Below are 23,377 nucleotides of genomic sequence, written 5' to 3'. Positions count from 1 at the left end.
GTTATGCGAGTGTCCGAAGACACGGCACCTACTGTTAGACCTGCTCGGCAAGATCATTGAATGCAATACGTAACTCAATATCGTATCTTCGTTTTTTGAATTCATGATTCGTGAATAATCATTCAACACTGAATGGTAGAACGGCTCACGAACGTTCCGGCAAAACAAAGCCCAGCTCAAAGGCTGGGCTCGTTTTCTGTTCTGGAACGGATTAAGGGAGCGGATTACCCAGACCCGGCTCATTCGGGTCGAACTCTGGCGCTTTTCCCGGCTGATCGGTGGGCCTTGTGCCATTACCAGAACCTGGCTGGACGTCTGGATTATCCGTGATGAAATCAGGCTCAGGGGAATGACTGGGGTTCTGGTCCTGCCCCGGCACGGGCTGCTGGTCATGGGGTCTGTCGAGCGGATCGATACTCATGAATCACCTCCGGTCGAGCCGTGAATGGCTCACAGATTCGAGGCTGTTTCATTCGATAAGTGCGGGCCGCATGTCGCGCAGCAACCGATGCGCCGCCCCATGTATCCAATGGCAATCGCCCCGATCGACCGAACACTGAGCTCATTACGCCGGGCGCTCGACTGACGCCTCCTCGTGGCTTTGTGACGAAGTTCCCTCCTCGGCAACCGCGCTCTGCTCCACGGATGCAATGATCGCCGAGCTCGCCAGGGCGTTGGGCATGACGGGCTGATGCAACGGTGCGTCTTCACGCAGATGGTCACCTTTCACCTTGCGCTGGCTGACCGCGACCGCCAGTAGCGCCGCGCAGACGGCGAGATAAGCATAAAGCCAGGACGAGCCATACAGGTGCATCACGCCCCCGGCGATCAGCGGACCGAGACAGGCCCCGGCGCCGAACGTCAGCAATACCATGCCCGCCAACGGGACTCGCAGCTCCGACTCGATGTTGTCGTTGGCCAAGGCAGCGCCGAGCGGGTAAAGGCAGAACTGAAAAAAACCTACCGATGCGCTGAAAACCAGCAGCCACGGCAGTGTCAACTGGACGATGCCCGTTAGCGGCAAGCACGCGATGGACAGGAGTAACGCAACGACGCGGATCAGGCTGGCGCGCGGCAACCGATCGGAAATCCAGCCGAGCGGCCATTGCGCCAGCAGGCCTGCGCCAATCGCCAGCGCCATGAACTGCCCTACTTCTGCGGTCGATAAGCCCAACTTCCTTGCATAGATCGCGGACAAGCCGAAGAAGCTGCCGTTGATCATGCCGGACACCAGGATGGTGGCGAGCGACAGAGGAAGCCGCCGAAGGAACAAGGTGATCGAAATGGGTACGGGCTCCACCGCAGCGGGATGCAGGCTACGGGTCAATGCGACCGGCACCAGGCACAGCGAGAAGGCTATCGCGACAACGATCAGCACCTGCGATCCGAGATCGCCGTTGACCGTCAAGGCAAGCTGCCCAAGCGCCATCCCTACGTAGCTGGCGACCATGTACAAGGCCAGCGCCCGGCCTCGGTGCTCGCTATGTGTCTGCTCGTTCAGCCAGCTCTCCAACACCATCAATTGGCACATCGTGGCCGCACCCATGACGCAGCGTAACAGCAGCCAAATGCCGAGATTGTCGAAAAACGCGTGGGAAAGCACCACGGCAGCAATGATGCCTGCGCAGGCTGCGTAAGTTCGAATGTGCCCCACGGTCTGAATAAACCGGGAACCGATACTCGCCCCCAGCACCATGCCAAGCGAGTTGGCCGCCATCAGCGCACCGCCACCGAGTCCTTCGCCACCATTGCCGGCCATGCTCAGTGCCAGGTACGTCATCATCAACGTAGCCCCGAACTGCATTAGCACCGTCGCCAGATAGAGCGCACCGAAGCTTCGTGCAAGCATCAACATGTTTTTGATTTCCAGCTGAAATGAAAAGCGCCGCCGCCCCTGTAAAGGAGTGGCGGCACGTTATCGCTGCAACATTACTCGAGCCCGTGACGAGCCTTCCAGTCGCCTGGGTGGACGACGTAGCCGAACAGTGCCTGCCCCCCATAAACCAGCTCAGTTCCCTCTGGAATCCATAGCAACTGGCCGGGACGGACGCGATACACCTCCCCGTTCGCCTTCAGCTCGAAAAGTCCTTCTATGACGAAAATCGCCTCATCGTAGAGGAGCGTCCACGACACTTCTGCACCTTCCCAACGTGCGAAGCCGATGCCCATGTTCGGTGAGATCTCGTTGCTCACCGCACGCGCCACATAGGCCGCGCCAGGCGGGCCGCCTCGCAAGGTGAATGCCAGATCCTCGTGATCGATGTGCAACACGGGGGATTGCGACGCGGGGCGGATCATAGCTCGCTCCGGCTGTTCCAGGCGGCCAGGCGAATTCGCGAACGCACGCCCAGGCCGAGAAACGGCTCAGGAGGATTGAGCGAAGGCATCCCGGTGACCGTGCGAATATCGTTCAGCTGAGAGGACTCCACCCCGGATACAAGGTCAGCCAGGAGCGTTCCGGAGATGGTGCCCCATGCCGCGCCGACCCCATTGTCGCAAGCAGAGGCATACACCCCTTTCTCCAGCTCGCCGAAGAAGTTGGTGAAGTTACGCGAGATAGCGTACACACCGCCCCAGGTATGACTGAAGGGCACAGCGGCCAGCTGCGGGAAGCGCTTCAGGAACGCTGCACGATGCGCTTCGCGGACCTTTTCGCGCATGCCGTCGCTCGTGCTGCGGCCATATCTGGGCACATGCTTGTAGGTGTTGCGGATGATCAGCCGACGGTCCTGCGTCATACGCACCGTTGTGCCAGCGTGGTCAGCCGGGGTAAGGCCCCAGTCCAGCTGCCCGCCATAGGCCACCATTTCGTCGTCCGTGAGCGGGCGCGTCCAGCTAGCGAAGGTCATCACCGGCAGCAAGCGATTGCGCAAATAACCGAACTCACGGGTAAAGATGCTGGTTGCCAGCAACAGTTGATTGCAGTGCGCTGTGCCCTGCCGCGCATGCAGCAGCCATCCCCCCTTCCCGTCCCGCTCCAACCGATTGATGGGCGACTCTTCCAGCAATTCCACATTTGCCGGCAAGGCGTTGGCCAGCCCGGCGACCAACGCCGCCGGCTGCATGAGATAACAGCCCGGCGTGAAGATCGCGCCGCTGTAATGATCGGTCCCGAGGGTCTTTGCCAGCGCTTTTCGTTCGACATCCTGAAACGGCTCGCCGAGATCGGAGAGCAGATGCCGGAAATGCTCGAGATAGGCCAGGCCTCGCTCGCCCACCGCCCCTTGATACTTACCGGCGCGGGACCATTGGCACTCGATGCGATGCTGCTTGACCAGCTGCTCGAGCTGGCTGATCGCAGCACGGTTGAGGCCAAGCAGTCGCTGCTTGTGAAGCGGATCGGGATGCTCCAATGCGAACTTGTGCGGCAGATCGATCACAAAACCCGAGTTGCGACCCGAAGCACCGTAGCCAACGCGCTGAGCATCAATCAGCAGGATGCGCGCCTGAGGGTTGAGCACCGCCAGCCGCCGGGCCGCCGCCAGCCCGGCGAAGCCGGCGCCTATAACCGCGTAGTCGGCGCGCTGCTGACCGTCGAGCCGTTTGATTGCCGCCCGTTCCGGCAGGTTGGCGTACCAACCGCATGTGCTGTCGTCGTGCGGTAGGTTGATTGTTGTAGTCATCAGGATTCCCTCAGGCAACCGCACGATCAGTGGTATGGCACGACTGCAGCCAGGCATTGCGCTGGGTTTGCGCTTCCTTGCCGAGCAGTACGAACCCGCGCAGATGACCCTGCGTGTCGTAGAAGCCGGCGCTCATGCCATCGGTTGTGGCTGTGCATTTCCAGTCCCCCTCACAGCCTGGTGCAGGCGGCAGCACGCTGAGTGGCGCAGCCGGCGTCTTCACAATGATCGGCATGTGCGGGTAGCTGACCCGGGTCGGCTGGCCGAGCAAGGTCCGGGTCAGCGCTTGCACGCCTTGGTTGATGGGCGCGAGATACGGCAGCAACTGCCCATCGATCTCGATGCAATCACCCAGAGCGAAGACGCCCGGCTGCGAGGTGCGCATGTGGTCGTCCACCTGGATACCGCGGCCGATCGCCAACCCGGCGCGCTCTGCCAGGGCGACGCTTGGACAAAGTCCAACCGCCGATAGGACGATGTCCGCCTCCAGCTGTGCGCCGTCAGCGAGCAGCAACCGATAACCAGCATCGGTCTTATCGACACGCTTCAGGGTGTTCTGCAGATGCCATCGCACCCCCTGCGCCTGCAAAGCGTTTTGCAGTTGCGCACCGACTTCCTGGGGCAGCAGCCGCTCCATTGGCCAGCGCCCCAGCCCGATGACACTGACCTCGAAACCACTGGCGGCCAGGTCGTTGGCAAACTCGCAACCGATCAGGCCGTCACCCAGAATCGCAATGCGCCGCTTGCCGACCAGGGCGCTGCGAAACGCCTTGTAATCCTCGAGGTTGTTCACGCTGACGATGGCTTCCCGGTTGCCGTCGATCGGCAGGCGAATCGGTTCCGCACCGCTCGCCAACACCAGCTGCCCGTAGGCCAGATCGCCCAGGTTGGTATGCAGCGTTTTCGTAGCGGTGTCGATACGCTGGACCTCACAGAAGGAACGCACGCTGATCTTCAGGCGTTTCTCGATGGCGAACGGTGCTTCGCCGCTGAGCGTCTCGATGCTCTTGCCCTGTGCCAGGCCAATCGACAGCGCGGGCTTGGAATACAGATGACCGCATTCGCGGGTGATGACGATGATTTCCACTTTCTCGTCAGCCTTGCGCAGCGCCTGCACGAGACCGTAACCCGCATGGCCGCTGCCGATGATGACGATGGGCTGCTGCGGTTGCGCAAACGTCGGCGGCACCGGAACGGGCGCCTCGCTGACGGCTGCCGCCACCTCGCTGACGTCTAGCATCTCGAAATCGCTCTTGCCCACCCCGCATTCGGGGCACAGCCAGTCCTCGGGCACGTCCTCCCAGCGTGTGCCAGCCGCGATACCGTCCTGCGGCCAGCCCTTCGCCTCGTCGTAGATCAAGCCACATACAACGCACAACCATGTCTTGAACATGACGGTCACTCCTGCGCTACGCGAATCGCCACGTTCTTGGTGCGAACGTAGCTGTACAAAGCCTCTTGCCCCTTCTCACGGCCGAACCCGGACAGGCCGACCCCACCGAAGGGCGTCTCGATGCCACCGGCATACCACTCGTTGATGAATACCTGGCCGGACTTCAGCCGGCGCGCGCAACGCATGGCCCGGCTCAGGTCCTGGGTGAACACACCGGCGACCAGACCGAACTCCGTGCCGTTGGCGATTTCGATTGCCTGCTCTTCGGTATCGAACGGAATGATCGCCAGCACCGGCCCGAAGACCTCTTCCTGCGCGATGCACATGTCCGGCGAAACGTCGCGGAACACGGTCGGGCGCATGAAGTGGCCGGCGCGATCATTGAAGGCCTCGCCGCCGGTCGCGACGACCGCGCCCTCGGCAACAGCGCGCTGGCAAAGGGTCTGAATGCTGTCCAACTGACCGGCGCTGATCACGGGGGTCAACTCGGAATCATCCTGTCCCAGACCGACCTTCAAACCTTCGGCCAGCTGAACGACGGACTCGATCACCTCTTCATAGATGTCGCGCTGCACCAGCAGACGAGACATCGCGGAGCAGACCTGACCGGCGTTGAAGAAGATGCCGCTCTTCACGCTGCTCAGCAGTTGCGCCAGGTCGGCATCAGCGAACACCAACGCGGCCGACTTGCCACCCAGCTCCATGACGCTGGGGATGGCCCGCTCCGCCGCGGCACGCAGAATGCTCTGCCCCGTCGGCACCGAACCGGTAAACACGATCTGGTCCACCGAGGGGTGGGAAACGAGGTGCGCGCCGATCTCACGGCCGCGCCCGCAAAGCAAGCTAACCGCACCACGCGGCAGGCCGACCCGATTGATCGCCTCGATCAGCATGCAGATGCCCAGCGGTGACAGTTCCGGCGACTTGACGATCACCGCGTTGCCGGCCGCGAGGGCGGGCGCCAGCGAACGCGCACAGATCGAAACCGGGAAATTCCAGGGGACGATCTGCACGGAGACGCCCATCGGGTCATAGACGGTGAAGTCCATGTAGTCGTCGCCCAATGGGATCGAGGCGCCTTCGATCTTGTCGGCCATGCCGGCGTAGTACTCGAAGTAGCGCGCAGCTTCGATGAACTCGTCTCGTGCATCCCTCAGGCTCTTGCCATTTTCCTGGCAGAGCACCCAGGCGCCCTCTTCGGCCACCGAGCGAACTTCATCAGCAATCGCCAGCAGCCAGCTGACGCGTTGCGCCGGGCGCACTTTGCTCAACGCGCGACTATCCACACAGCGCCGAGCCGCGACCAGTGCCCGCTCAGTATCGGCGATGCTGGCCTCGGCAATGGTCGCCAGGGGCTCTCCGTTGCCGGGGTTGTTCACGGTCAGGTGCCTATCGCTGTCGCACCACTCACCGTCGATGTAATTAAGCCAATGGGAAGCTAACGAATTCATGCGAGCGTCCTCAGGCCGACCGTTGAGCGGCGAGGAACTCGCGTGCCGCCCATTTGTGGAAATGATGGGTGGGGACGTCCATTTCAGGAGAGAACACGCCGCCGGTGTAACCCGGAGATTGCCGACCTTTCTGCATGCCTTCGACCGAGGCGATGTCCTCGGCGAATACCACCTTCCAGGATTCCAGAACGGCGTTGCGACAGCCCGCGTACTCGTCCTGCAGCGCTTCGTCGCCGACGTAGAACACACGCAGGTGCTCCAGGGTGCGACCCGGCGCGATTGGCTCTAGCTGCATGGCGAAGGCGTGATCAGCCTGGATGCCCAGCAACACGTTGGGGAAGAACGCCACGTACTCCGCGTTTTTCAGGCGGTCCTGCGGCCAACTCGGAAATTTCGGCAAGTGCGTGCCGGCGACATCGGACAGGTTGTAGGCATAGCTGCCCTGTCCGGCAAAGCGCTCGTTGAACAGGATGTTGTAGTGGTCTTCCAGGCGGGAATAGGTGTTCAGGCTCGGGTGAACCCATGGCAAGTGGTAGGCCTCGCAGTAGTTTTCAACGGCCAGTTTCCAGTTGCAGGCGATATCCAGCATGGTCGCATCCTGGCCGGGCCGGCTGCGCAACAGCGACATGCCGTCCTGACCCAGGAACTGCGACCAGCGCGCAGTCAACGGAGCGAGCATTGTCTCCAGCGGCTCGGCGTCACCGGACAGGTTGACGAATACCATATCCATCCAGATGGCACTGCGGATGGGCTTGAGGCCGTGCTTCTCGCAGGCGAAGCGCTCGTCCTTGTGCTGGTTGATGCCGCCGACATGCGGCGTGCCGCGCAGGCTGCCGTTCAAGTCGTAAGTCCACGAGTGATAGGGGCAACGAATCACGCCTTGTACTTCACCGGCCTGCTCCACCAGCTTCATGCCACGGTGGCTACACACGTTGTGGAACACCTGCACCAGCCCTTCACGGTTGCGCATGAGCAGCAAAGGCAGGCCCATGAAATCGACGGGCTTGACCGATCCGTTTTTGGTCAGGTCGCTAGCGAAACCGACGCACGCCCAAGTGTGGCCGAACAGGGTGTCGCGCTCGTATTCGAAAATGCGCTGCTCGGTGTAGAACTCGTTGCTCAGGCCAGTCGCTTGATGGATGGGGCCGAGTACGGTTTCCAGCTGCTGGATCGGGATACGTTGAGAGATGGCGTTGTTCATTGTTTTGTCTCCCCTCATTGGGCTTGTTTTCTATTCTCGGAAGGCACGCAAGCCGTATCCGTTGTCGCCGAGTGTGGAAAACGCACACTACTGCCACAAACGATTTTTTCTCGCCCAATTAGTGAGAAATTTGCATGAATTACTTTTCTAGCTTTCCTGCATTCACGAGGGAGTCGAAAAAGAAGAGGTTCTCTTATTGATTCCGATAACTCATGAATCAATGAAAATAAATAAGTTGTGCCGCCAGAGTCCCGAAGTTCATTTTGTCGCGGCAAGCGGGGCCCAAAAAAACACAAGCACACCGCCCACCTGACCAGCCGAAATGTGGCAAGACGCCACCGTGAACGGTTGGTTTGCAGCAGAGCCCCGCACGACAAGAACCCTTAACAAAAACAAAAGGGGACATTCCGATGCGTGCACAGACAGGCCTTTTCAAGGGCCTTAATCCCACCGTAACCGTTGCGTCAAAGCTGTTGGTCATTAGCTTCGTCCTGCTCTGCGTCATACTTGCAGAACAAGCTGGCGCATTCTTTCAACACACCTCCGATGCGATACTGAGCCACTTCAAGTGGTTCTATCTAAGCCTGGTCACCGGCGTCCTTGGGCTGCTCGTGTACCTGATGCTCAGCCGGTTCGGGCATATCAGGCTGGGCGCCGATGACGAAACGCCGGAATTCGGATTCACGAGTTGGATCGCTATGCTGTTCAGCGGCGGCATGGGCATAGGCCTGATCTTCTGGTCCGTCGCCGAGCCCATCTGGCATTACTCGTCGAACCCTTTCACCGTCGATATGAGCGACGAATCGGCCACCATGGCGATGCGCCTGACACTCTTTCACTGGGGCCTGCATCCTTGGGCGATCTTCACCATCGTAGGTCTGTCCCTTGCCTACTTTGCGTATCGCAAAGGCCTGCCGCTCAGCATGCGCTCCATCTTGTATCCGTTCATTGGCGACAGGATCTACGGCCCGATCGGTCACGTAACCGACATCCTTGCCGTCGCTATTACCGCCTTTGGTGTTTCGACGTCACTGGGACTGGGTGTTACCCAGATCAATACCGGCTTCAATCAGGTATTCGGATTGCCCGTCAGCTTCGGTGTACAGGCGATGCTGATCGGACTGATCAGCTTGTGCGCCATCCTTTCGGTCATGTCCGGCGTCGCCCGAGGCATTCGCAGCCTATCCGAATGGAACATGCTGCTGTCGATTCTGCTGCTGGTCGTGGTGCTTGCGATCGGCCCAACGCGCTATTTGCTGAACCTGATGCTCGAAAGCTCCGGCGATTATCTGCAGAACCTGGTAGGGCTGAGCTTTTGGACAGACACGCAGAAAGACAGCGGCTGGCAGAACTGGTGGACGGCGTTCTACTGGCCTTGGTGGATGACTTGGGGGCCCTTCGTCGGACTGTTCATTGCGCGGGTATCGCGTGGTCGCACGATTCGAGAGCTCATTGCAGGCACCCTGCTCGTTCCAACCCTGGTCACCATCGTCTGGATGTCAATCCTTGGCGGCTCCGCCCTGAAAGCCGAGCAGGAAGATCGTCAAGCTCATCAGCAACAGGTCGAGCAAGGCGTGTTGACTGGTGACGCCGCGACGTTTACCGGGGGTGACATCCTGACCGCGACCAAAAAGGAAACCACGTCGGCGATGTTCACCCTGCTGTCGAAAATCGACATCGGGCTGATCGGCCAGGGCCTGAGCATCCTGGTCTGTCTGCTGCTGGCCACCTACTTTGTGACCTCCGCCGACTCAGGAACACTGGTGCTCTGTACGCTCTGTGCAGAGGGGCACCCGGAACCGCCCCAGGGAATCCGTGTGCTATGGGGCATTCTACAAGCGCTGATCGCCATGGCCCTGCTCTACGCCGGAGGTTTGAAAACAGTCCAGATGGCTTCGATCGCCGCAGGTCTGCCCATCGCCGTGTTCATGTTGATCATGAGCATTGCCCTGATGCGCTGTTTGCGCCAAGAAGGCTTCGCCGGACTTCCACGGCCATTGGCAACCGCATCTGCAGTCCCACCTCAAGCGCACCCCAAAGAAGGCAAGGACGCGACGATCGCCCTGAATCTAGGAAGTGCTAATCCTGTGGTCGTCCACGCACAAAAAGCCAGTTAGCCACTAACGTCCAGCGAAGCTCACGGACCTCAGGGCCGCCGATAATGAATCGGCGGCCTTTTCTTTTTCCTGCGTCAGGGATGGACCGGCAATTGATCCATCAGCCAGGCATGGAACAGCCTGACGCTCGGGCGAGCACGGCCCCGTTCCAACGGCTCGAGAAGGCAGAACTGAGCATCGGTGGTCAACGAGGCTTCGATCGGACGCACCAGGTCGCCGCTCTGCAAATGGCTATCGACCAGATTCAACCACCCCAACGCAATCCCCTGCCCACTCAAGGCAGACTGGACCAACATCGAATAACTGTTGATATTGATCCGGCGCTTCGGCTCCGGAGGCTTGCTTCCGAGTCGCTCGAACCACTCGTTCCAGCCGATCCAATCCCTTTGCGAGTCTTCGAGCCACAGCCAGGTGCATCCAGCCAACTGATCGATATCACGCAGCTCTGGATGCTTCGCCAAGTACTCGGGACTGCACACCGGGAACACCTCCTCCCGGAACAGAGGAGTCACCAACATGTCGTTCGGCGTGCTGCGGCAGTAGTAAAGCGCGAGATCGCATTCCAGACGTGAATAACTCTTCACGTGGTCATGGGCGATGATGCGAAGATCGATGTCCTCGTTCGCCCGCTGAAATTCTGTGACTTTGGGCAACAGCCAAAGCGAGGCCATTGCCGTACTGGTAGCCACCGTGACCTGCTGCGCGCCTCGCCAGTGCCTGATCTCACCGGTGGCCTTGGCAACATCGAGCAAGGCCGATCGCACCGTTTCATAGTACTGAGTCCCGGTCGGCGTCAGGCGCATCGAGCGAGTCGTCCGCTCGAACAGACCTTTGCCCAGATACTCTTCCAACAGACGAACCTGACGGCTGATAGCACCTTGCGTGACGCTCAACTCACTTGCCGCCGCGGTAAAACTCAGGTGGCGCGCGGCAGCTTCGAACGCCACCAGGCTATTGAGTGGGGGAAGCGGCTGGATCTTCATGATTCACGGTCTGGGAGTTATTTTTGTCGGAGCAAGCTTATCGCGTCGTGACTGAGAGCTACAGCGAACACATGCGCTCCAGCCTACGATTCATTGGATGATCTCAGGCAGTTCACCACCGACTGCAGCTGACCGCACGGCTGCCTGCCAGGTGTGATATCCGCAGCCAGATGCGGGTGCGATGTTATCGGCTCACTAGGGCAACAAACAAAATCCATAAACCGCCAACAGCGATCATCTAACAGCTTTGGCCTGTCTCAACAAATAAACTTAGCCTGAGCTGTTTGTGACTCGGTATTAGCCCAGACCAGCGACTATCCATAAAGAAAAACCGAGAGCCTGCCAAATACAAAAGAGGCAATGCTACTGGCGTAAGATGACGGACAACGAAAGGCCGCTTTCGGCCAGAAGCGGACGGTTAGCCCGTGAGTAAATCTGTCACCTTATTACGCAACGTACCTATAGGCCTCTCTGTGACGGCCCCTCATGCTCCTCGGTACAACGTCAATTGAGGCCAATTGCCATCAATGGTCGTATCGGTTAAAACTTCGTATTAACCGGTATCCGTGAGGCGTCCTGCCCGGAAGGATTCGTATTTGAGCGGATGAGAAATAGGGACATGGTCGCGCGATGAAAAAATTACATTTCCAAGTGGACTCACGATTGGCAACTCTACTCAGCCAAGAGTACTCATCCACTGAGAAGGCATTGAAGGAGCTAGTAGATAACGCTTGGGATGCTGATGCGGAGCAGGTGTCGATCACTCTACCTGCCCCCCTCAGCAATGATCCAGTTTTAGTCATAGATGACGGGACGGGGATGACCGCCCAGGAACTCTCCGCTCATTACTTAAAAATTGCATCTGATCGTCGCTCCAAACGCGGCCTGCGAACGACTGGAAAGCAACGACTAATCAAAGGTCGAAAAGGAATCGGTAAGTTCGCAGGCTTGATGGCTGCATCAGTTATGAAACTGACAACTTACGCACGGAGCAGTGAAGTCAGCTTCACGTTGAGTTTAAAAGCGCTGGAGGAGCAGGCTGATATCGAACACTTACCAATTGATGCTGAAGTGGTGCCTTGCTCACCAGAGCTTCACGGCACCACAATAACGCTGTCGGATCTACACCAAGAACTAGCCTACCCCGATGCCATTAAGCTTCGCCAGATTCTTCTCCAAGAGTATGGCAGACAGAAAGGCTTCAGTATCATGGTCAATGGCAAGCCCCTGGCCATCGACGATCTCTCTGGGACTTACCGCGAAGACAGCACCACTCTACCTGATGTAGGTGATGTAATCTTGCGCTTCGCCATCAGTGATGCCAAGACCGGCCTGCGCCAGCCGGGAATCACGTTGATGGTCGACGGTAAAGCCGTGGGAAAGCCAAGCTTCTTCGGCCTAGACGAATGCGATGATTTTCCGCCCAAGCTTCTCAGAAAAATGTTTGGTGAAATCGACGCCGATGGGTTGAGCGAACATGTCACTGCGGGATGGGATGCTGTTGTAGAAAACAGTGAGTTATTCCACCAAGTGTCAGAGCACGTACAGGCGAAGCTTAGGGATGCGTTTGTAGAGACGCACGGAATGGAGATGCGTCTGGCTCACGCTCGGTTGCAGAAGACAATTCATGAGCGATTGGCTGGAATGCCAGAGTTCAAGCGTGAGTACGCAGATCGTGCCATCAAACGAATCTTGGAAAAGTACTATGACGAAGCCCCTAGCAAAGTCGAGCCAATCGTATTTGTAATTTTGGAAGCACTCGAACGGTCCGACTACCGAATTCTTCTTGAGCATGTTGCCGATGCAAAGCGTCGTGACATCTCTGCCGTAGTGGACTCACTCAGCGAATTTGGCCTTGCAGATATGGCCTTCCTTGTAGAACAAGCCAACGCTCGATCCGCTTACTTGGATCAACTCGAGATGTTGGCAGCAACGACCAACACCCTTGAGGCGACTATGCATCGAGCGATAGAGAACAGCCTCTGGATACTTGGGCCAGAGTACTCGCTGTTCAGCTCTAACAAGACACTACAACGTCAGGTGGAAGACTATCTCGGTGACCGGTACGTAGGCGAACTCGCCTCCAAACGACCTGACCTCCTCCTAAGCGAAGACCTCAATGGAGCATATTTGCTGATTGAGTTCAAACGCCCCAGTCATGCACTCAAATACGTTGATTACCAGCAAGCGACCAGCTATCGCCATGATTTCGCCAAACATGTCAGCAAACCAATCAAGGTGCTGATAATCGGAGGCAAGCGGTCTGAGGATTTCCCCGCTGCCAACCTCGAACCTAACGTTTCGGCAATGCTTTTCGTCGATGTCTTTTCCACTGCCAGAAGACAAATTCAGTGGCAGTTGCAATCACGTCCGGCCTAGTTCTCCTCGCCACATTAGCAATCACACCCTCAAGGTTTACAGGAAGTCGGGCATGACCTTTGACGCTAACATCTACGCTGAAGCCTATTACCAAAACATCCTGCCCTCGCCGGGCAACGATTATCCAAGACTCAAAGCCTGGGAGTTCCTTTACGAGTACATCTGGAACGAATCCCGTGCTAACTGGGCTGACCTCATCTCAGAGGATCAGATAGAGACCACTGCGCTACACATTGGCTTCTACCTAGCGAACTGGGGAATGTTTCGCGGCTCATCAGGGCTTTTGCAGAATAGCAACCTAGATCTGATGAAGGCTTTAGCCAAGCTTCTGTTTGAAGGTCAAGGCCCCGAGTTGTTGGAGCTTTCTATGGATGATTTCGCCCCAGGCGCTCCGAAACTGGTATACCACCAGACGTTGATGGACTCAGTACTGGGCTCCATGGAATCGTTAGCATCTAACGTCTCTTGGACTGCTACTCTCAAGACGAAAATTCTGATGGGGGTCTGGGGAGAATGCCCGGCGCTTGACCGTTTTTACATCGCGGCCTGCCGTGATTTATTTCCCCGACGTCCCTTCATAACCGCCGCCAGCGGGAAGGGACTTACCGCTTTGGCCGGCGTGGTTCGGGAGCTAAACGCCCCCACCTTGCACCTAGAAACAGGACGTCTAAAACTTCCATACCCCACTGCGCGAGTTATGGACATGGCGCTATTTCAATACGGATTAGAAATCGCGTAATTAAACACTCCGTCCTTTTTATAAGTATGTAATGACTACTCTTGGCCGGTATTTGCCTATCGTGTCAGGCTCGAAGCGGCCAAAAGTAGCCGGCCTACCCTATAAATAAGTCCACACCCATTTCTCATAGGAGTAAGCATGGATTGGAAGTTCTTGATCACAACGGCAGTTGCAATATTGGCACTTGGTATTTCTTGGAAAGCACGGCGAGAGGCCAAGCAGGCATCGAATGCAACTTTTGATTTACAGAAACGCTTGGAGCAATACGAGCATTTCCCCATCATCAAAGTTTCTGTTATGCCAGAAAATGATCGCGTTAGGGTTGATGTTGCTAACATAAGCTCCAGGAATAGTGTTTCGTCATTCAAGGTTAGGTTCATTTTGCGTATATCTGCTGGAAACAATACATTCAGCGTAGTGAAGGAAGACTATACTTATCTTGGTGGTCTTATTAATCCGAATAGTGTGGAGCGCATCTATCCAGATGAAATAAATGAGTGCATTGCTCACGCGCTTCCAGTATTAAGCAAATACCCTGCAGAGCAAAACCATTTTGTCTTGCGTGCATATGTAGAATGCACTCCTCCATATAATAATTCGGAAAATATACACGTAAATAACGCTGGATATTTTGCGCTCCGCAATGGAACTCTTGTACTCACAGACTCGCCACGCTAAAGCATTAGGGCGTTGCAGACCCGATCTTATCCTGCCGTTATGAATAGATGCAGCGTCGCAGGCCAGTTTTTGTGGTGCACTAGTGGCGTTCGCTTCAGGCCGTTTGCTGTAGATCATCACAGGCAGCTTCTGGCCCGGAAGCGGTCATTCCAAAGTACCCTTTAGCGTTGCATCCGCTCCATATTCCTGAGCACCATGTGCGCACGCTAGTTATCGCTGAGTAACTTGAAATGACACCGGCTTAGGCAGCTACTTCCGAAAGCTGTCAATCTCCGTATATAGAGACACCCACAAGCTGCCTGAAACACTTTTGCTTTTATTCAATGGGCTTAAATTGAGTTCGAACGAGGAGTCTATTAGGCTTACGGCCAGAGCCGACGAATTTAGATCTTTGATAGAGATATTTTTCCAGGAGGTTGAGCCTTCCTTATTCGTAACTGCTGCCAACACAGAATTATCAGTTCCTTTGAGGTTTTGGTAGGACGGAAGGGGTGCTGCCTCTTTCCCGGAGCTATCCATGATTAAACTTGCTCGTGCAGTAAGCTCTTCAGAAGAAGGCCATTCTCTCCAGGACTGCTCCGCTTCACTCATCGCGGAAACTAGGCTTGCATCCGCCAGCAAGGTCGTAATCTGTCCCTGAAAACCATCGCTCACTGAAATATGAGGTTGTGTATCATAAACCTTGATACGAAATTCAGCATCTCGCGTCGATAATTCAAAGAAAGCTACCTGCCGTTCAGCAGAGGTAAAAGCGCCAGAATCATCAAACGCTATCGACGATAAAGACTTCCGGTCCAGACTTTCAAAAGGATTGTCCGAAGATGCGTCGTCATATAAGGATTCAGCACCATACTGAATATTCAGGAGATAATTAGCGGCTTGCTTGGCGAGCCCGACTCGACCTGGATCATTGGATTTCGGTATTTCTTTAAGAATATCTGCATCTTTTCCTTTTGCGGACAATTCGCTATGCATGTTCTGGATGAAGCTATCAAACGAGGCGGCGGACGCATTCGAGTTAGTGGTGCTACGCTTAAGGATTGTGGCTATTTCTAAAGCAGCGGAGGATAAGGAAACGTCATTTTTAGGGAAACTGCTAGATGCATGCTGGAGGGGCGGCAGGAATTCGTTAGTTCCTATCTGTATATACTTGGATAATGACCCTGCCTGCCTATCTATCGTTGACATAATAGTTTCGGCACGAATTCCATGCATGTTATACCCCGGCATATAGTCTAAATAATTTAAATTAACCTATTTGCATATCGGCAAGCGCCTCCCAATCTTTAGAGTGAATTTTATTTGCAAGTATCGATAAGGATTTCAATACAGCAGATTGTACGGTTGAGTATTGGCTAAAAGAGTGCCTCCCTTTTCAGCAGCGTGAGGCTGGGCGGTTACAAATTAAGCAGAGCTGAGCGTATGGTTCACGGCGACGGTCAGGTAGAGAAGTGGCAAGCGCCGCATACGGCCCGGAAGGACTGGTGTAACTGATGTGCCGAAGTAAGGACGACTGCTTCTGGCCGAAACCAGTCATCGCCACTGCTTCTTCGCTTCAACGATGGGCGCGCTCATGGGGCGAGACGGCCTGACTCGCTCGATGCGCAGCAGGCAGCGCTATTATCCAATTCTCAGCCAGCCCTTTGCGAATCTTGCCCTTCCAACTCTTGCTCGATGCGACTCCAATCCCCACGAAGTCGAAAACGCAGATAGGCGACCAGAACTTTGTGGCGCATGCGGCGGAACCTGGAACTCCGACGAGCCTGCTGGTTGCTGTCAATGGTATCGGCAAGCCGGGTGCTGTCGAATGCCGTCCATATCGGTGGTATAGGTGCCTGCATGTTCGAGTAGCAAACGGGTGCCACCTCCTCGAAAAAGGCTTCCTTTACCGCAGCACGGTCGTATCCTGCCACCTCCCGTGCTATTGCCGGATAATCGATCTCGTTGTCGATGAAGACATCTGAAAGCGCCGACCATAAACGAACTTTGTCGTCGTGTGTCAAAACACTTCCCAATTGGAGAGCTCCTCGAGTTCGTCATCTAGGGCATCGGCCGCCAGGCTGCCTGCAACTCCGCCAGCTGCACTGCCTGCAAGTACCAAGGCAATGGCACAGAAAGGAGCGCCAGGGCCGCAGACGAGCGAGACGCCAAGGCCTGCGAGAAACCCGCCAGCAGCACCGGCGCCGATAATCATGCCTTGGCGTGCAGTCTCCTTTACCTTCTTACCAAACTTGCGGGCGGCGTACTTTTCGAATAGTTCAGGCAGGGTTGGTGGAGTTTGCTTGTGCTGCTGTGCTTTGGCGAGCCCGGTAGCCGAAGTCAGCTTGCGGTGCTCCGCCATGATTTTGTTGCGCATCTCGTGGCAGAACTCGACCCCTGCCTGGCTGCTTATCCTGCCTGCTGCCACATCCGACCGTACCTGAGCGGATATCCGCTTGATGTTTGCGGCGTAGCTGGCGCGTGTCTGCGCGTCGTTGATGGCATCAAGTGAAAATCTTGTCGCCACGCCTTCCATGCTGGCGAGGGCCTCGTCGAGTGGCGAGCCGGGCAGGGTGTGAACGCTCTGAGTCTGGTATTGGCCAAGTACCTCAATGCTCCCCGTCATACTTGGCTACTCTCAAAGATGATAGCGAGCAGCTTGTCCGTTACGGCGGGCTGCTCGCCAGCCTCTGGTACGGGGATCTCAACGCGGGTGCAGATTGACCCCGAGAGATTGCTAAAGGCCACTCGGTTGTCGCTGCCGATGACGCCATCAAGGCTAGATCCGTCATCGAAGTGGGCGATGCACTTCCAACCGGTGTAACGCTCAGTTGCCGGAATCTGGAAGCTGATCCATTTGTCGGTCGCCAGAGGTGGCGGAGCGGTGAAGGGCGACGTGATAACCGTATCGCCAATCAGCACATCACCCGATCCGCCGATGATTACTCCGCCATGGCTCAGCGTACTGTCTAGCATCGCGGCATTCTTGCCGTTGATAAATACGGTGGAGGAGAAAGCACCGGATATGGCCTGGCCACAGCCAGCAGCATCTCCAAGGCGCGCAGCGGGGAGGTTATTGAACAGCACATCCGGGGAGCCGGACGTGATGGCCGGTGTGCCATGTCCGGGGACCGGGCAGGAGGTTGGGTCGCTCAGGCGAGCTGCGGGTTTGCCTGACATGAGAGTCCTTCTCGTGGTTTCGTCCAAATATGGATCCGTTGGGTCACTGCCTACTGTAGCTAACGGGTGAGCGTTGCGGTGATTTTCGTCGCGCATTGCATTTATGGTCAGCCTCAACGAGGTCCTATGCGCCATAAAGTTGGAGGTCGGAATCTTCCTTTGTTTCGTAGATGCTCAATGACCCCTCTTGGCCGGTAGAGGCCATTCGAACTATGTAGAGATCGGTCAGCAAGCACTTGCTAGCAACTACACCCCAGCATGTTCGCCCTCCCCCACACCGCGCACGACAAGGGCTTGCTGATGCAGGTCTCGAACCTTTAAGAGCATTGGCAAGGTTCTACCGGTCCAACGGCCATCCTTTGGTCCTTACATTCCCTCAACGACAAAAAATGCAGCGCCAACCCGCCGGATATCGGCTTGCGGCAGTTATGGATCGCCTTCTACAGTGATCACTTATCTCTGTGCAGAAGCCTGCTCTCATGCTCACCGACGCCCTCGCCCGCTTCCCTCGCCTTGAGTTGGTTGCCGCAGCCACACCTCTCGAACATTTACCGCGTCTGTCACGTCACTTGGGTCGGGATGTCTGGATCAAGCGCGACGACCTCACCCCGCTGGCCCTCGGTGGCAACAAGGCGCGCAAGCTCGAATACCTAGGCGCCGATGCCCTGGCCCAAGGTGCCGAAGTGTTGGTCACCGCCGGTGCCATCCAGTCCAACCATGTACGCCAAACCGCGGCGCTGGCGGCCAGGCTCGGTCTGGGTTGTCTGGCGCTGCTGGAGAATCCGCTGGGTACCACCGAGAGCAATTACCTAAGCAACGGCAACCGCGTGCTGCTCGACCTTTTCGGCTGCGAGATCGAAGCTGTCGCCAATCTGGACAACGCCGACGAACTGCTAGAGACCGCCGCCGAGCGCCTGCGCAACGCCGGACGCAAACCTTACGTGGTGCCCATCGGCGGCTCCAACCCGCTCGGCGCACTGGGTTATGTGCGTGCCGGCCTGGAGCTGGCCGAGCAGATGCACCGCAAGGGTGAGGATTTCGCTGCTGTGTTGCTCGCCTCCGGAAGTGCCGGAACCCACAGTGGTCTGGCCTTGGCGCTGGAACATGCACGGCCAGGCAGTCGGGTGGTCGGCGTCACCGTATCGCGCCCGGAGGCGACCCAGCGGCCGAAGGTCGAAGGCCTGTTGGAGCGCACCGCCGATCTGCTCGGTGTCGACGTGCCGGCGGGGCTTCAGATCGAACTCTGGGACCAGTATTTCGCGCCGCGCTATGGCGAGCCGAATACCGGCACCCTGGCCGCCATCCGCCTGCTTGCCGAACAGGAAGGCGTGCTGCTCGATCCTGTATACACCGGCAAGGCCTTCGCCGGCCTGCTCGACGGCATTGCCCAGGGTGCCATCCCTGGCCGGGGTCCGCTGTTGTTCCTGCATACCGGCGGTGCCCCGGCGCTATTTGGCTATCATCCATGGGCACTGTAGTGCGTTACATATTCCAAAAATATCGGACATGATATTTTCTAATTATTTTATCGAATAAACCTACACGCTTAGAGTTGACCGACACTCACCTGCCCATCCCGAGGCCCACCATGAAATTCACAACGCTGCGTCGTCGTTTTCTGCTCGGCACCCTGAGCCTTCTGCTCGGCTCCAGCCTGTTCTCCCCGGTGTTCGCCGCCGATCTGCTGGATGAGGTAAAGGCCAACGGCACCCTCAAGGTTGGACTGGAAGGCACCTACCCGCCCTTCAACTATCAGGACGAAAGCGGCCAATTGACCGGCTTCGAGGTCGACTTCGCCAAGGCGCTGGCCAAGGAGTTGGGAGTCAAGGCCGAGTTCCAGCCGACCAAGTGGGACGGCATACTCGCCGCTTTGGAATCCAAGCGCCTGGACGTGGTGATCAACCAGGTGACCATCTCCGAGGAACGCAAACAGAAGTACGATTTTTCCACGCCCTACACCGTCTCCGGCATCCAGGCACTCACCCGTAAGGCTGATGCCGACAGCATCAAGAATCCCGCTGACCTGGCTAGTAAGAAGGTCGGCGTCGGCCTCGGCACCAACTACGAGCAATGGCTCAAAGAGAACGTGCCACAAGCCGATATCCGCACCTACGATGATGACCCGACCAAGTTCCAGGACCTCAACGTCGGTCGCATCGACGTGATCCTGGTCGACCGCCTGGCGGCCTTCGAGATGGTAGAAAAAACCGGAAATCGCCTAGCCGTGGCCGGTGATGCCTTCTCCCGCCAGGAGTCCGGCATCGCGCTGCGCAAGGGCAACCCGCAACTGCTCGCCGCCATCGACGCGGCCATCGCCAAGCTGCGCGCTGACGGCACTCTGAAACAGCTCTCCGAGAAGTGGTTCAAGGCTGACGTCACGCAATGATCGATGACAGCCTGCAGTTGGTGCTGGACTCGCTCCCCTTCCTACTGAAGGGCGCGTGGTGGACCGTGGTGCTGAGCCTGGGCGGAATGTTCTTCGGCCTGCTGCTGGGCTTCGGCCTGGCCCTGCTGCGACTGTACGGCTACTGGCCGCTGCAGTGGCTGGCTCGGATCTACGTGTCGTTCTTCCGTGGCACGCCGCTGCTGGTGCAGCTGTTCATGATCTATTACGGCATGCCGCAACTGGGCATCCAGCTCGATCCGCTGCCGGCCGCGCTGATCGGTTTCTCGCTGAACATGGCGGCCTACACCGCCGAGATTCTGCGCGCCGCCATCGCCTCCATCGACCGTGGCCAGTGGGAAGCGGCCGCCAGTATCGGCATGAGCCGCGCACAGACTCTGTATCGGGCCATCCTGCCGCAGGCCGCACGCACCGCCCTGCCGCCTCTGGGCAACAGCTTCATCTCGCTGGTCAAAGACACCGCCCTGGCCGCCACCATCCAGGTGCCAGAGCTGTTCCGCCAGGCGCAGCTGATCACTGCTCGCACTTTCGAGATTTTCACCATGTACCTGGCCGCCGCGCTGATCTACTGGTTGCTGGCCAGCGTGCTGGCGTACTTCCAGGGTCGCCTGGAAGACCGGGTCAACCGCCACGAGCAGGACGCCTGATGATTACCGTGCGTAACCTGAAAAAATCTTTCAACGGCCAGGACGTCCTCAAGGGCATCGACCTCGACATAGCTCCCGGCGAAGTGCTGGCGATCATCGGCCCCAGCGGTTCGGGCAAGACCACCCTGCTGCGCTGCCTCAATCTGCTGGAGCAACCCAGCGGCGGGCAGATCAGCGTCGGTGCGATCCACATCGACGCCGATAAACCGCTCAAGGCGCAGCAACGACTGATTCGCCAGCTGCGCCAGCACGTCGGTTTCGTGTTCCAGAACTTCAACCTGTTCCCCCATCGCACCGCCCTTGAGAATGTCATCGAAGGGCCCGTGCAGGTAAAGAAGGAGCCGCGCGCCCAAGCGCTCGAACGCGGCCGCGCTTTGCTGGCCAAGGTCGGCCTGGCCGGCAAGGAAGACGCTTACCCCAAGCGTCTCTCCGGCGGCCAGCAACAGCGCGTGGCGATTGCCCGTGCACTGGCCATGCAGCCGGACGTGATTCTGTTTGATGAACCGACCTCGGCGCTCGACCCGGAGCTGGTCGGCGAAGTGCTCGCCACCATTCGCGGCTTGGCCGAAGAAAAACGCACCATGGTCATCGTCACCCACGAGATGAGCTTCGCCCGTGACGTGGCCGATAGGGCGATCTTCATCGATGACGGAGTGATCGTCGAACAAGGCGAGGCCAGGCAGTTGCTTAGCGCGCCGCAACACGAACGCACAAGACAGTTCCTCAGCAAGTTCATCGGCAACCATCCAGCGCACTAGACCAGCCGCCGTCCGCTTCCTTCCCCTTCAAGGGCATGGGCATTCCATGCCCGAGTTTTCCGAGGTGAACTGTGGATACGGCTTGTTGCTCAGTAACGGCGCTAATGAAGGTGTACGTGCCAGCAGCTTCAGAAGATAGCTCGAAGTAGTCAAAGCGCTGGGAGTGGGGTGCACCGCTGTCGTAACGCAACGCGGTAAACACGCCTGCTCCTCTCAACGGCCCCCGCAGCTGCAGAAGCAGTATCTGCAGCCAATGGGTGAAACCTTGACGGCACTCGATGCTAAATGCCGATCAACCCTTCAACGCCGCTTCGATCGCAGCAATGTCGATCTTTTGCATGCCCATCATTGCTTCGAACGCGCGCTTGGCCGCTGCTTGATCAGGGCTGGTATAGGCGGCCGTCAATACGCGTGGCGTTATTTGCCAGGACAGGCCCCATTTGTCCTTGCACCACCCGCATGCGCTTTCTTCGCCGCCGTTACTGACAATCGCATTCCATAAGCGGTCCGTCTCGGCCTGGTCGTCGGTTGCAACCTGGAACGAGAACGCCTCGTTGTGTTTGAACGCCGGCCCCCCGTTAAGCCCGAGGCAAGGAATGCCCATCACCGTGAACTCGACAGTGAGCACATCGCCCTGCTTGCCCGACGGAAAGTCGCCTGGCGCGCGATGGACGGCGCGCACCGCGCTGTCCGGGAAGGTTTCGGCGTAGAAGGTTGCGGCCTCCAGTGCGGTGCCGTCATACCAGAGGCAAACGGTGTTTTTGCTGATCATGTTGGGTCTCCATGCTTGGCTGATAGATGAGTTCGTGAAGCTGCGGCAGGGTACTGCTTATCCCCCCGCGCTCGCCTCGAAGCTGCCGATAGACAACGCTAGTAACAGACTAGAAATAGCGCCAACCGCGGATCTACCCGGCCACCGTCGCATCGCCGGTAACGGCCTGGCTTTCAAGCGCCGCGAATGCCTCTGCAATGGTTGGCGGTGCCTTGGGCCGGGCGTACATCGACTGCAGGTACGCTTTCAGCCGAGGCGCGCCCTCGAGCATCTTCTCCTCGTTCGCCCAGTCCAGCGTATAAGCGGCGTTGAAGTCGGCCACGCTGATCCGGTCGGCAACCAAGAATGCGCGGTCCCGCATGTGTCGCTCGAGCACCGCCACCATCTCCAAGCATTCCAGCTTCGCCAGCTCGATATCCTGAGGCAACCGTTTCTCTTCCGGGTACAGGAAAGTGTGACGCACGATGCGCCATAGGGGCTGCTCGATCTCAGTCATCAGAAAGAAAATCCAGCGATACATCTGGGCCCGATCCTCTACCGACTCCGGGATGAAACCCGCCTGGGGATATTTCTCAGCCAGATAAAGCTGAATCGCGGCCGACTCGGTTACCACGAGGCTTCCGTCGACCAGCACCGGGACTTTGGCGGCGGGGTTGAGCGCCAGAAATTCCGATTGTCGGTTTTCACCTTCAAGGATGCCCACCGGGAGCATCTCGTAGTCCAGGCCTAGCTCGTTGAGTAACCAGATAACGCGCAACGCGCGGGTCGGGGGTGTTCCGTACAGTTTGATCATGGTCAGCTCCGTCGGTTTAGATACCGCAATTTCGATAACTGCTGGTCTAGTCGTACGGGCGTCTGTGAAATCGACACGTCCGAAAATTTGTCGCGTCCGATTTAACCAATGGATGCATAGCGCTACAGGTGTGTCGCGTATCGGCTATGTCTTACTGCTCCGAGTCGTCTGGCAACGTTTCGATAGCGTGCCGGTGGCCGATCGAAGCGCATCTGCCTGATTGTCGGACCGTTGCGCGCACAAGAGCCTGGCAATAACCAGGCTCTTGTGCGGTCGCGCT

Annotated in this window: 22 protein-coding genes; 8 read left to right on the top strand and 14 right to left on the bottom strand. The window is 57.6% G+C overall.

Annotation, left to right across the window (positions count from 1 at the left end; translation table 11 throughout):
• Positions 1 to 211: 211 nt before the first annotated feature.
• From UF78_RS22870 to UF78_RS09145, 7 genes are all read right to left on the bottom strand, one after another.
• On the bottom strand, positions 212 to 421 hold the full coding sequence (locus UF78_RS22870; protein WP_155397617.1) for a hypothetical protein: 210 nt from the start codon (positions 419 to 421) through the stop codon (positions 212 to 214).
• A gap of 144 nt (positions 422 to 565) precedes the next feature.
• Positions 566 to 1,855, bottom strand: a complete 1,290-nt coding sequence (locus tag UF78_RS09170) for an MFS transporter (RefSeq protein WP_045161853.1) — start codon at positions 1,853 to 1,855, stop codon at positions 566 to 568.
• A 74-nt stretch (positions 1,856 to 1,929) separates the two neighbouring features.
• Positions 1,930 to 2,298, bottom strand: a complete 369-nt coding sequence (locus UF78_RS09165; RefSeq protein ID WP_045161852.1) for an ethanolamine utilization protein EutQ — start codon at positions 2,296 to 2,298, stop codon at positions 1,930 to 1,932.
• Positions 2,295 to 3,623: an NAD(P)/FAD-dependent oxidoreductase gene (locus tag UF78_RS09160; protein ID WP_045161851.1), complete on the bottom strand. Its 1,329-nt coding sequence runs from the start codon at positions 3,621 to 3,623 to the stop codon at positions 2,295 to 2,297. The genes UF78_RS09165 and UF78_RS09160 overlap by 4 nt, the downstream gene beginning before the upstream one ends.
• A 10-nt stretch (positions 3,624 to 3,633) precedes the next feature.
• Positions 3,634 to 5,016 carry an FAD-dependent oxidoreductase gene (locus tag UF78_RS09155; RefSeq protein ID WP_045161850.1) on the bottom strand — a complete coding sequence of 461 codons (1,383 nt, stop codon included), beginning with the start codon at positions 5,014 to 5,016 and terminating at the stop codon, positions 3,634 to 3,636.
• 5 nt (positions 5,017 to 5,021) lie between these two features.
• A complete protein-coding gene (locus UF78_RS09150) occupies positions 5,022 to 6,467 on the bottom strand; it encodes an aldehyde dehydrogenase family protein (protein ID WP_045161849.1) in 1,446 nt (481 codons plus the stop codon).
• Between the two features lie 10 nt (positions 6,468 to 6,477).
• Positions 6,478 to 7,668, bottom strand: a complete 1,191-nt coding sequence (locus tag UF78_RS09145) for an aromatic ring-hydroxylating oxygenase subunit alpha (RefSeq protein WP_196298650.1) — start codon at positions 7,666 to 7,668, stop codon at positions 6,478 to 6,480.
• 410 nt (positions 7,669 to 8,078) lie between these two features.
• Here UF78_RS09145 and UF78_RS09140 point away from each other — a divergent pair, with 410 nt between their 5' ends.
• A complete protein-coding gene (locus UF78_RS09140; RefSeq protein ID WP_045161847.1) occupies positions 8,079 to 9,785 on the top strand; it encodes a BCCT family transporter in 1,707 nt (568 codons plus the stop codon).
• 74 nt (positions 9,786 to 9,859) lie between these two features.
• Here the strand turns inward: UF78_RS09140 and UF78_RS09135 are convergent, their stop codons facing one another.
• Positions 9,860 to 10,768 (bottom strand): LysR substrate-binding domain-containing protein, encoded by a 909-nt coding sequence (locus tag UF78_RS09135; RefSeq protein WP_045161846.1) that lies wholly within the window; start codon positions 10,766 to 10,768, stop codon positions 9,860 to 9,862.
• A gap of 630 nt (positions 10,769 to 11,398) precedes the next feature.
• Between UF78_RS09135 and UF78_RS09130 the strand changes: the two genes are divergently transcribed.
• From UF78_RS09130 to UF78_RS22865, 3 genes are all read left to right on the top strand, one after another.
• Positions 11,399 to 13,147, top strand: a complete 1,749-nt coding sequence (locus UF78_RS09130) for an ATP-binding protein (RefSeq protein ID WP_045161845.1) — start codon at positions 11,399 to 11,401, stop codon at positions 13,145 to 13,147.
• Between the two features lie 52 nt (positions 13,148 to 13,199).
• Positions 13,200 to 13,886 (top strand): hypothetical protein, encoded by a 687-nt coding sequence (locus UF78_RS09125; RefSeq protein ID WP_045161844.1) that lies wholly within the window; start codon positions 13,200 to 13,202, stop codon positions 13,884 to 13,886.
• Positions 13,887 to 14,024: 138 nt separating this feature from the next.
• Positions 14,025 to 14,564: a hypothetical protein gene (locus UF78_RS22865; protein ID WP_155397616.1), complete on the top strand. Its 540-nt coding sequence runs from the start codon at positions 14,025 to 14,027 to the stop codon at positions 14,562 to 14,564.
• A gap of 249 nt (positions 14,565 to 14,813) precedes the next feature.
• On the opposite strand, the gene UF78_RS22860 is transcribed toward UF78_RS22865, so the two are convergent.
• The 4 genes from UF78_RS22860 to UF78_RS09110 form a co-directional block, all read right to left on the bottom strand.
• Positions 14,814 to 15,779 (bottom strand): hypothetical protein, encoded by a 966-nt coding sequence (locus UF78_RS22860; protein WP_155397615.1) that lies wholly within the window; start codon positions 15,777 to 15,779, stop codon positions 14,814 to 14,816.
• Positions 15,780 to 16,195: 416 nt separating this feature from the next.
• Positions 16,196 to 16,567: a DUF7079 family protein gene (locus tag UF78_RS09120; protein WP_045161843.1), complete on the bottom strand. Its 372-nt coding sequence runs from the start codon at positions 16,565 to 16,567 to the stop codon at positions 16,196 to 16,198.
• On the bottom strand, positions 16,564 to 17,169 hold the full coding sequence (locus tag UF78_RS09115; RefSeq protein WP_045161842.1) for a hypothetical protein: 606 nt from the start codon (positions 17,167 to 17,169) through the stop codon (positions 16,564 to 16,566). The genes UF78_RS09120 and UF78_RS09115 overlap by 4 nt, the downstream gene beginning before the upstream one ends.
• Complete coding sequence (locus UF78_RS09110; protein ID WP_045161840.1) at positions 17,166 to 17,723, bottom strand: PAAR domain-containing protein; 558 nt, start codon at positions 17,721 to 17,723, stop codon at positions 17,166 to 17,168. The genes UF78_RS09115 and UF78_RS09110 overlap by 4 nt, the downstream gene beginning before the upstream one ends.
• A gap of 479 nt (positions 17,724 to 18,202) precedes the next feature.
• On the opposite strand from UF78_RS09110, the gene UF78_RS09105 reads away from it, so the two are divergent.
• From UF78_RS09105 to tcyN, 4 genes are all read left to right on the top strand, one after another.
• A complete protein-coding gene (locus UF78_RS09105; protein WP_045161839.1) occupies positions 18,203 to 19,201 on the top strand; it encodes a D-cysteine desulfhydrase in 999 nt (332 codons plus the stop codon).
• 110 nt (positions 19,202 to 19,311) lie between these two features.
• The gene (gene tcyJ, locus UF78_RS09100; RefSeq protein ID WP_045161838.1) at positions 19,312 to 20,109 is read left to right on the top strand and encodes a cystine ABC transporter substrate-binding protein; all 798 of its coding nucleotides are present in this window, start codon (positions 19,312 to 19,314) and stop codon (positions 20,107 to 20,109) included.
• Positions 20,106 to 20,774, top strand: coding sequence for a cystine ABC transporter permease (gene tcyL / locus UF78_RS09095; RefSeq protein ID WP_045161837.1), 669 nt, complete (start codon positions 20,106 to 20,108; stop codon positions 20,772 to 20,774). The genes tcyJ and tcyL overlap by 4 nt, the downstream gene beginning before the upstream one ends.
• On the top strand, positions 20,774 to 21,532 hold the full coding sequence (tcyN, locus tag UF78_RS09090) for an L-cystine ABC transporter ATP-binding protein TcyN (RefSeq protein WP_045161836.1): 759 nt from the start codon (positions 20,774 to 20,776) through the stop codon (positions 21,530 to 21,532). Before tcyL ends, tcyN begins: the two co-directional genes overlap by 1 nt.
• A gap of 292 nt (positions 21,533 to 21,824) precedes the next feature.
• Here tcyN and UF78_RS09085 read toward each other — a convergent pair whose 3' ends face one another.
• Positions 21,825 to 22,304, bottom strand: coding sequence for a VOC family protein (locus UF78_RS09085; RefSeq protein WP_045161835.1), 480 nt, complete (start codon positions 22,302 to 22,304; stop codon positions 21,825 to 21,827).
• Between the two features lie 133 nt (positions 22,305 to 22,437).
• Positions 22,438 to 23,097 carry a glutathione S-transferase family protein gene (locus UF78_RS09080; protein ID WP_045161834.1) on the bottom strand — a complete coding sequence of 220 codons (660 nt, stop codon included), beginning with the start codon at positions 23,095 to 23,097 and terminating at the stop codon, positions 22,438 to 22,440.
• Positions 23,098 to 23,377 lie beyond the last annotated feature (280 nt).

Origin of the sequence: Stutzerimonas stutzeri (assembly GCF_000952685.1) — a bacterium.
Classification (GTDB): domain Bacteria; phylum Pseudomonadota; class Gammaproteobacteria; order Pseudomonadales; family Pseudomonadaceae; genus Stutzerimonas; species Stutzerimonas stutzeri_E.
Note: the sequence above shows the minus strand (reverse complement) of the source record. Positions and strands in the feature narration are given on the sequence as shown.

What these genes read in the sequence shown, in the direction of transcription:
- UF78_RS22870 (WP_155397617.1), bottom strand. Translation starts at nt 421, where the DNA reads ATGAGTATCGATCCGCTCGACAGACCCCATGACCAGCAGCCCGTGCCG.
- UF78_RS09170 (WP_045161853.1), bottom strand. Translation starts at nt 1,855, where the DNA reads ATGTTGATGCTTGCACGAAGCTTCGGTGCGCTCTATCTGGCGACGGTG.
- UF78_RS09165 (WP_045161852.1), bottom strand. Translation starts at nt 2,298, where the DNA reads ATGATCCGCCCCGCGTCGCAATCCCCCGTGTTGCACATCGATCACGAG.
- UF78_RS09160 (WP_045161851.1), bottom strand. Translation starts at nt 3,623, where the DNA reads ATGACTACAACAATCAACCTACCGCACGACGACAGCACATGCGGTTGG.
- UF78_RS09155 (WP_045161850.1), bottom strand. Translation starts at nt 5,016, where the DNA reads ATGTTCAAGACATGGTTGTGCGTTGTATGTGGCTTGATCTACGACGAG.
- UF78_RS09150 (WP_045161849.1), bottom strand. Translation starts at nt 6,467, where the DNA reads ATGAATTCGTTAGCTTCCCATTGGCTTAATTACATCGACGGTGAGTGG.
- UF78_RS09145 (WP_196298650.1), bottom strand. Translation starts at nt 7,668, where the DNA reads ATGAACAACGCCATCTCTCAACGTATCCCGATCCAGCAGCTGGAAACC.
- UF78_RS09140 (WP_045161847.1), top strand. Translation starts at nt 8,079, where the DNA reads ATGCGTGCACAGACAGGCCTTTTCAAGGGCCTTAATCCCACCGTAACC.
- UF78_RS09135 (WP_045161846.1), bottom strand. Translation starts at nt 10,768, where the DNA reads ATGAAGATCCAGCCGCTTCCCCCACTCAATAGCCTGGTGGCGTTCGAA.
- UF78_RS09130 (WP_045161845.1), top strand. Translation starts at nt 11,399, where the DNA reads ATGAAAAAATTACATTTCCAAGTGGACTCACGATTGGCAACTCTACTC.
- UF78_RS09125 (WP_045161844.1), top strand. Translation starts at nt 13,200, where the DNA reads ATGACCTTTGACGCTAACATCTACGCTGAAGCCTATTACCAAAACATC.
- UF78_RS22865 (WP_155397616.1), top strand. Translation starts at nt 14,025, where the DNA reads ATGGATTGGAAGTTCTTGATCACAACGGCAGTTGCAATATTGGCACTT.
- UF78_RS22860 (WP_155397615.1), bottom strand. Translation starts at nt 15,779, where the DNA reads ATGCATGGAATTCGTGCCGAAACTATTATGTCAACGATAGATAGGCAG.
- UF78_RS09115 (WP_045161842.1), bottom strand. Translation starts at nt 17,169, where the DNA reads ATGACGGGGAGCATTGAGGTACTTGGCCAATACCAGACTCAGAGCGTT.
- UF78_RS09110 (WP_045161840.1), bottom strand. Translation starts at nt 17,723, where the DNA reads ATGTCAGGCAAACCCGCAGCTCGCCTGAGCGACCCAACCTCCTGCCCG.
- UF78_RS09105 (WP_045161839.1), top strand. Translation starts at nt 18,203, where the DNA reads ATGCTCACCGACGCCCTCGCCCGCTTCCCTCGCCTTGAGTTGGTTGCC.
- tcyJ (WP_045161838.1), top strand. Translation starts at nt 19,312, where the DNA reads ATGAAATTCACAACGCTGCGTCGTCGTTTTCTGCTCGGCACCCTGAGC.
- tcyL (WP_045161837.1), top strand. Translation starts at nt 20,106, where the DNA reads ATGATCGATGACAGCCTGCAGTTGGTGCTGGACTCGCTCCCCTTCCTA.
- tcyN (WP_045161836.1), top strand. Translation starts at nt 20,774, where the DNA reads ATGATTACCGTGCGTAACCTGAAAAAATCTTTCAACGGCCAGGACGTC.
- UF78_RS09085 (WP_045161835.1), bottom strand. Translation starts at nt 22,304, where the DNA reads ATGATCAGCAAAAACACCGTTTGCCTCTGGTATGACGGCACCGCACTG.
- UF78_RS09080 (WP_045161834.1), bottom strand. Translation starts at nt 23,097, where the DNA reads ATGATCAAACTGTACGGAACACCCCCGACCCGCGCGTTGCGCGTTATC.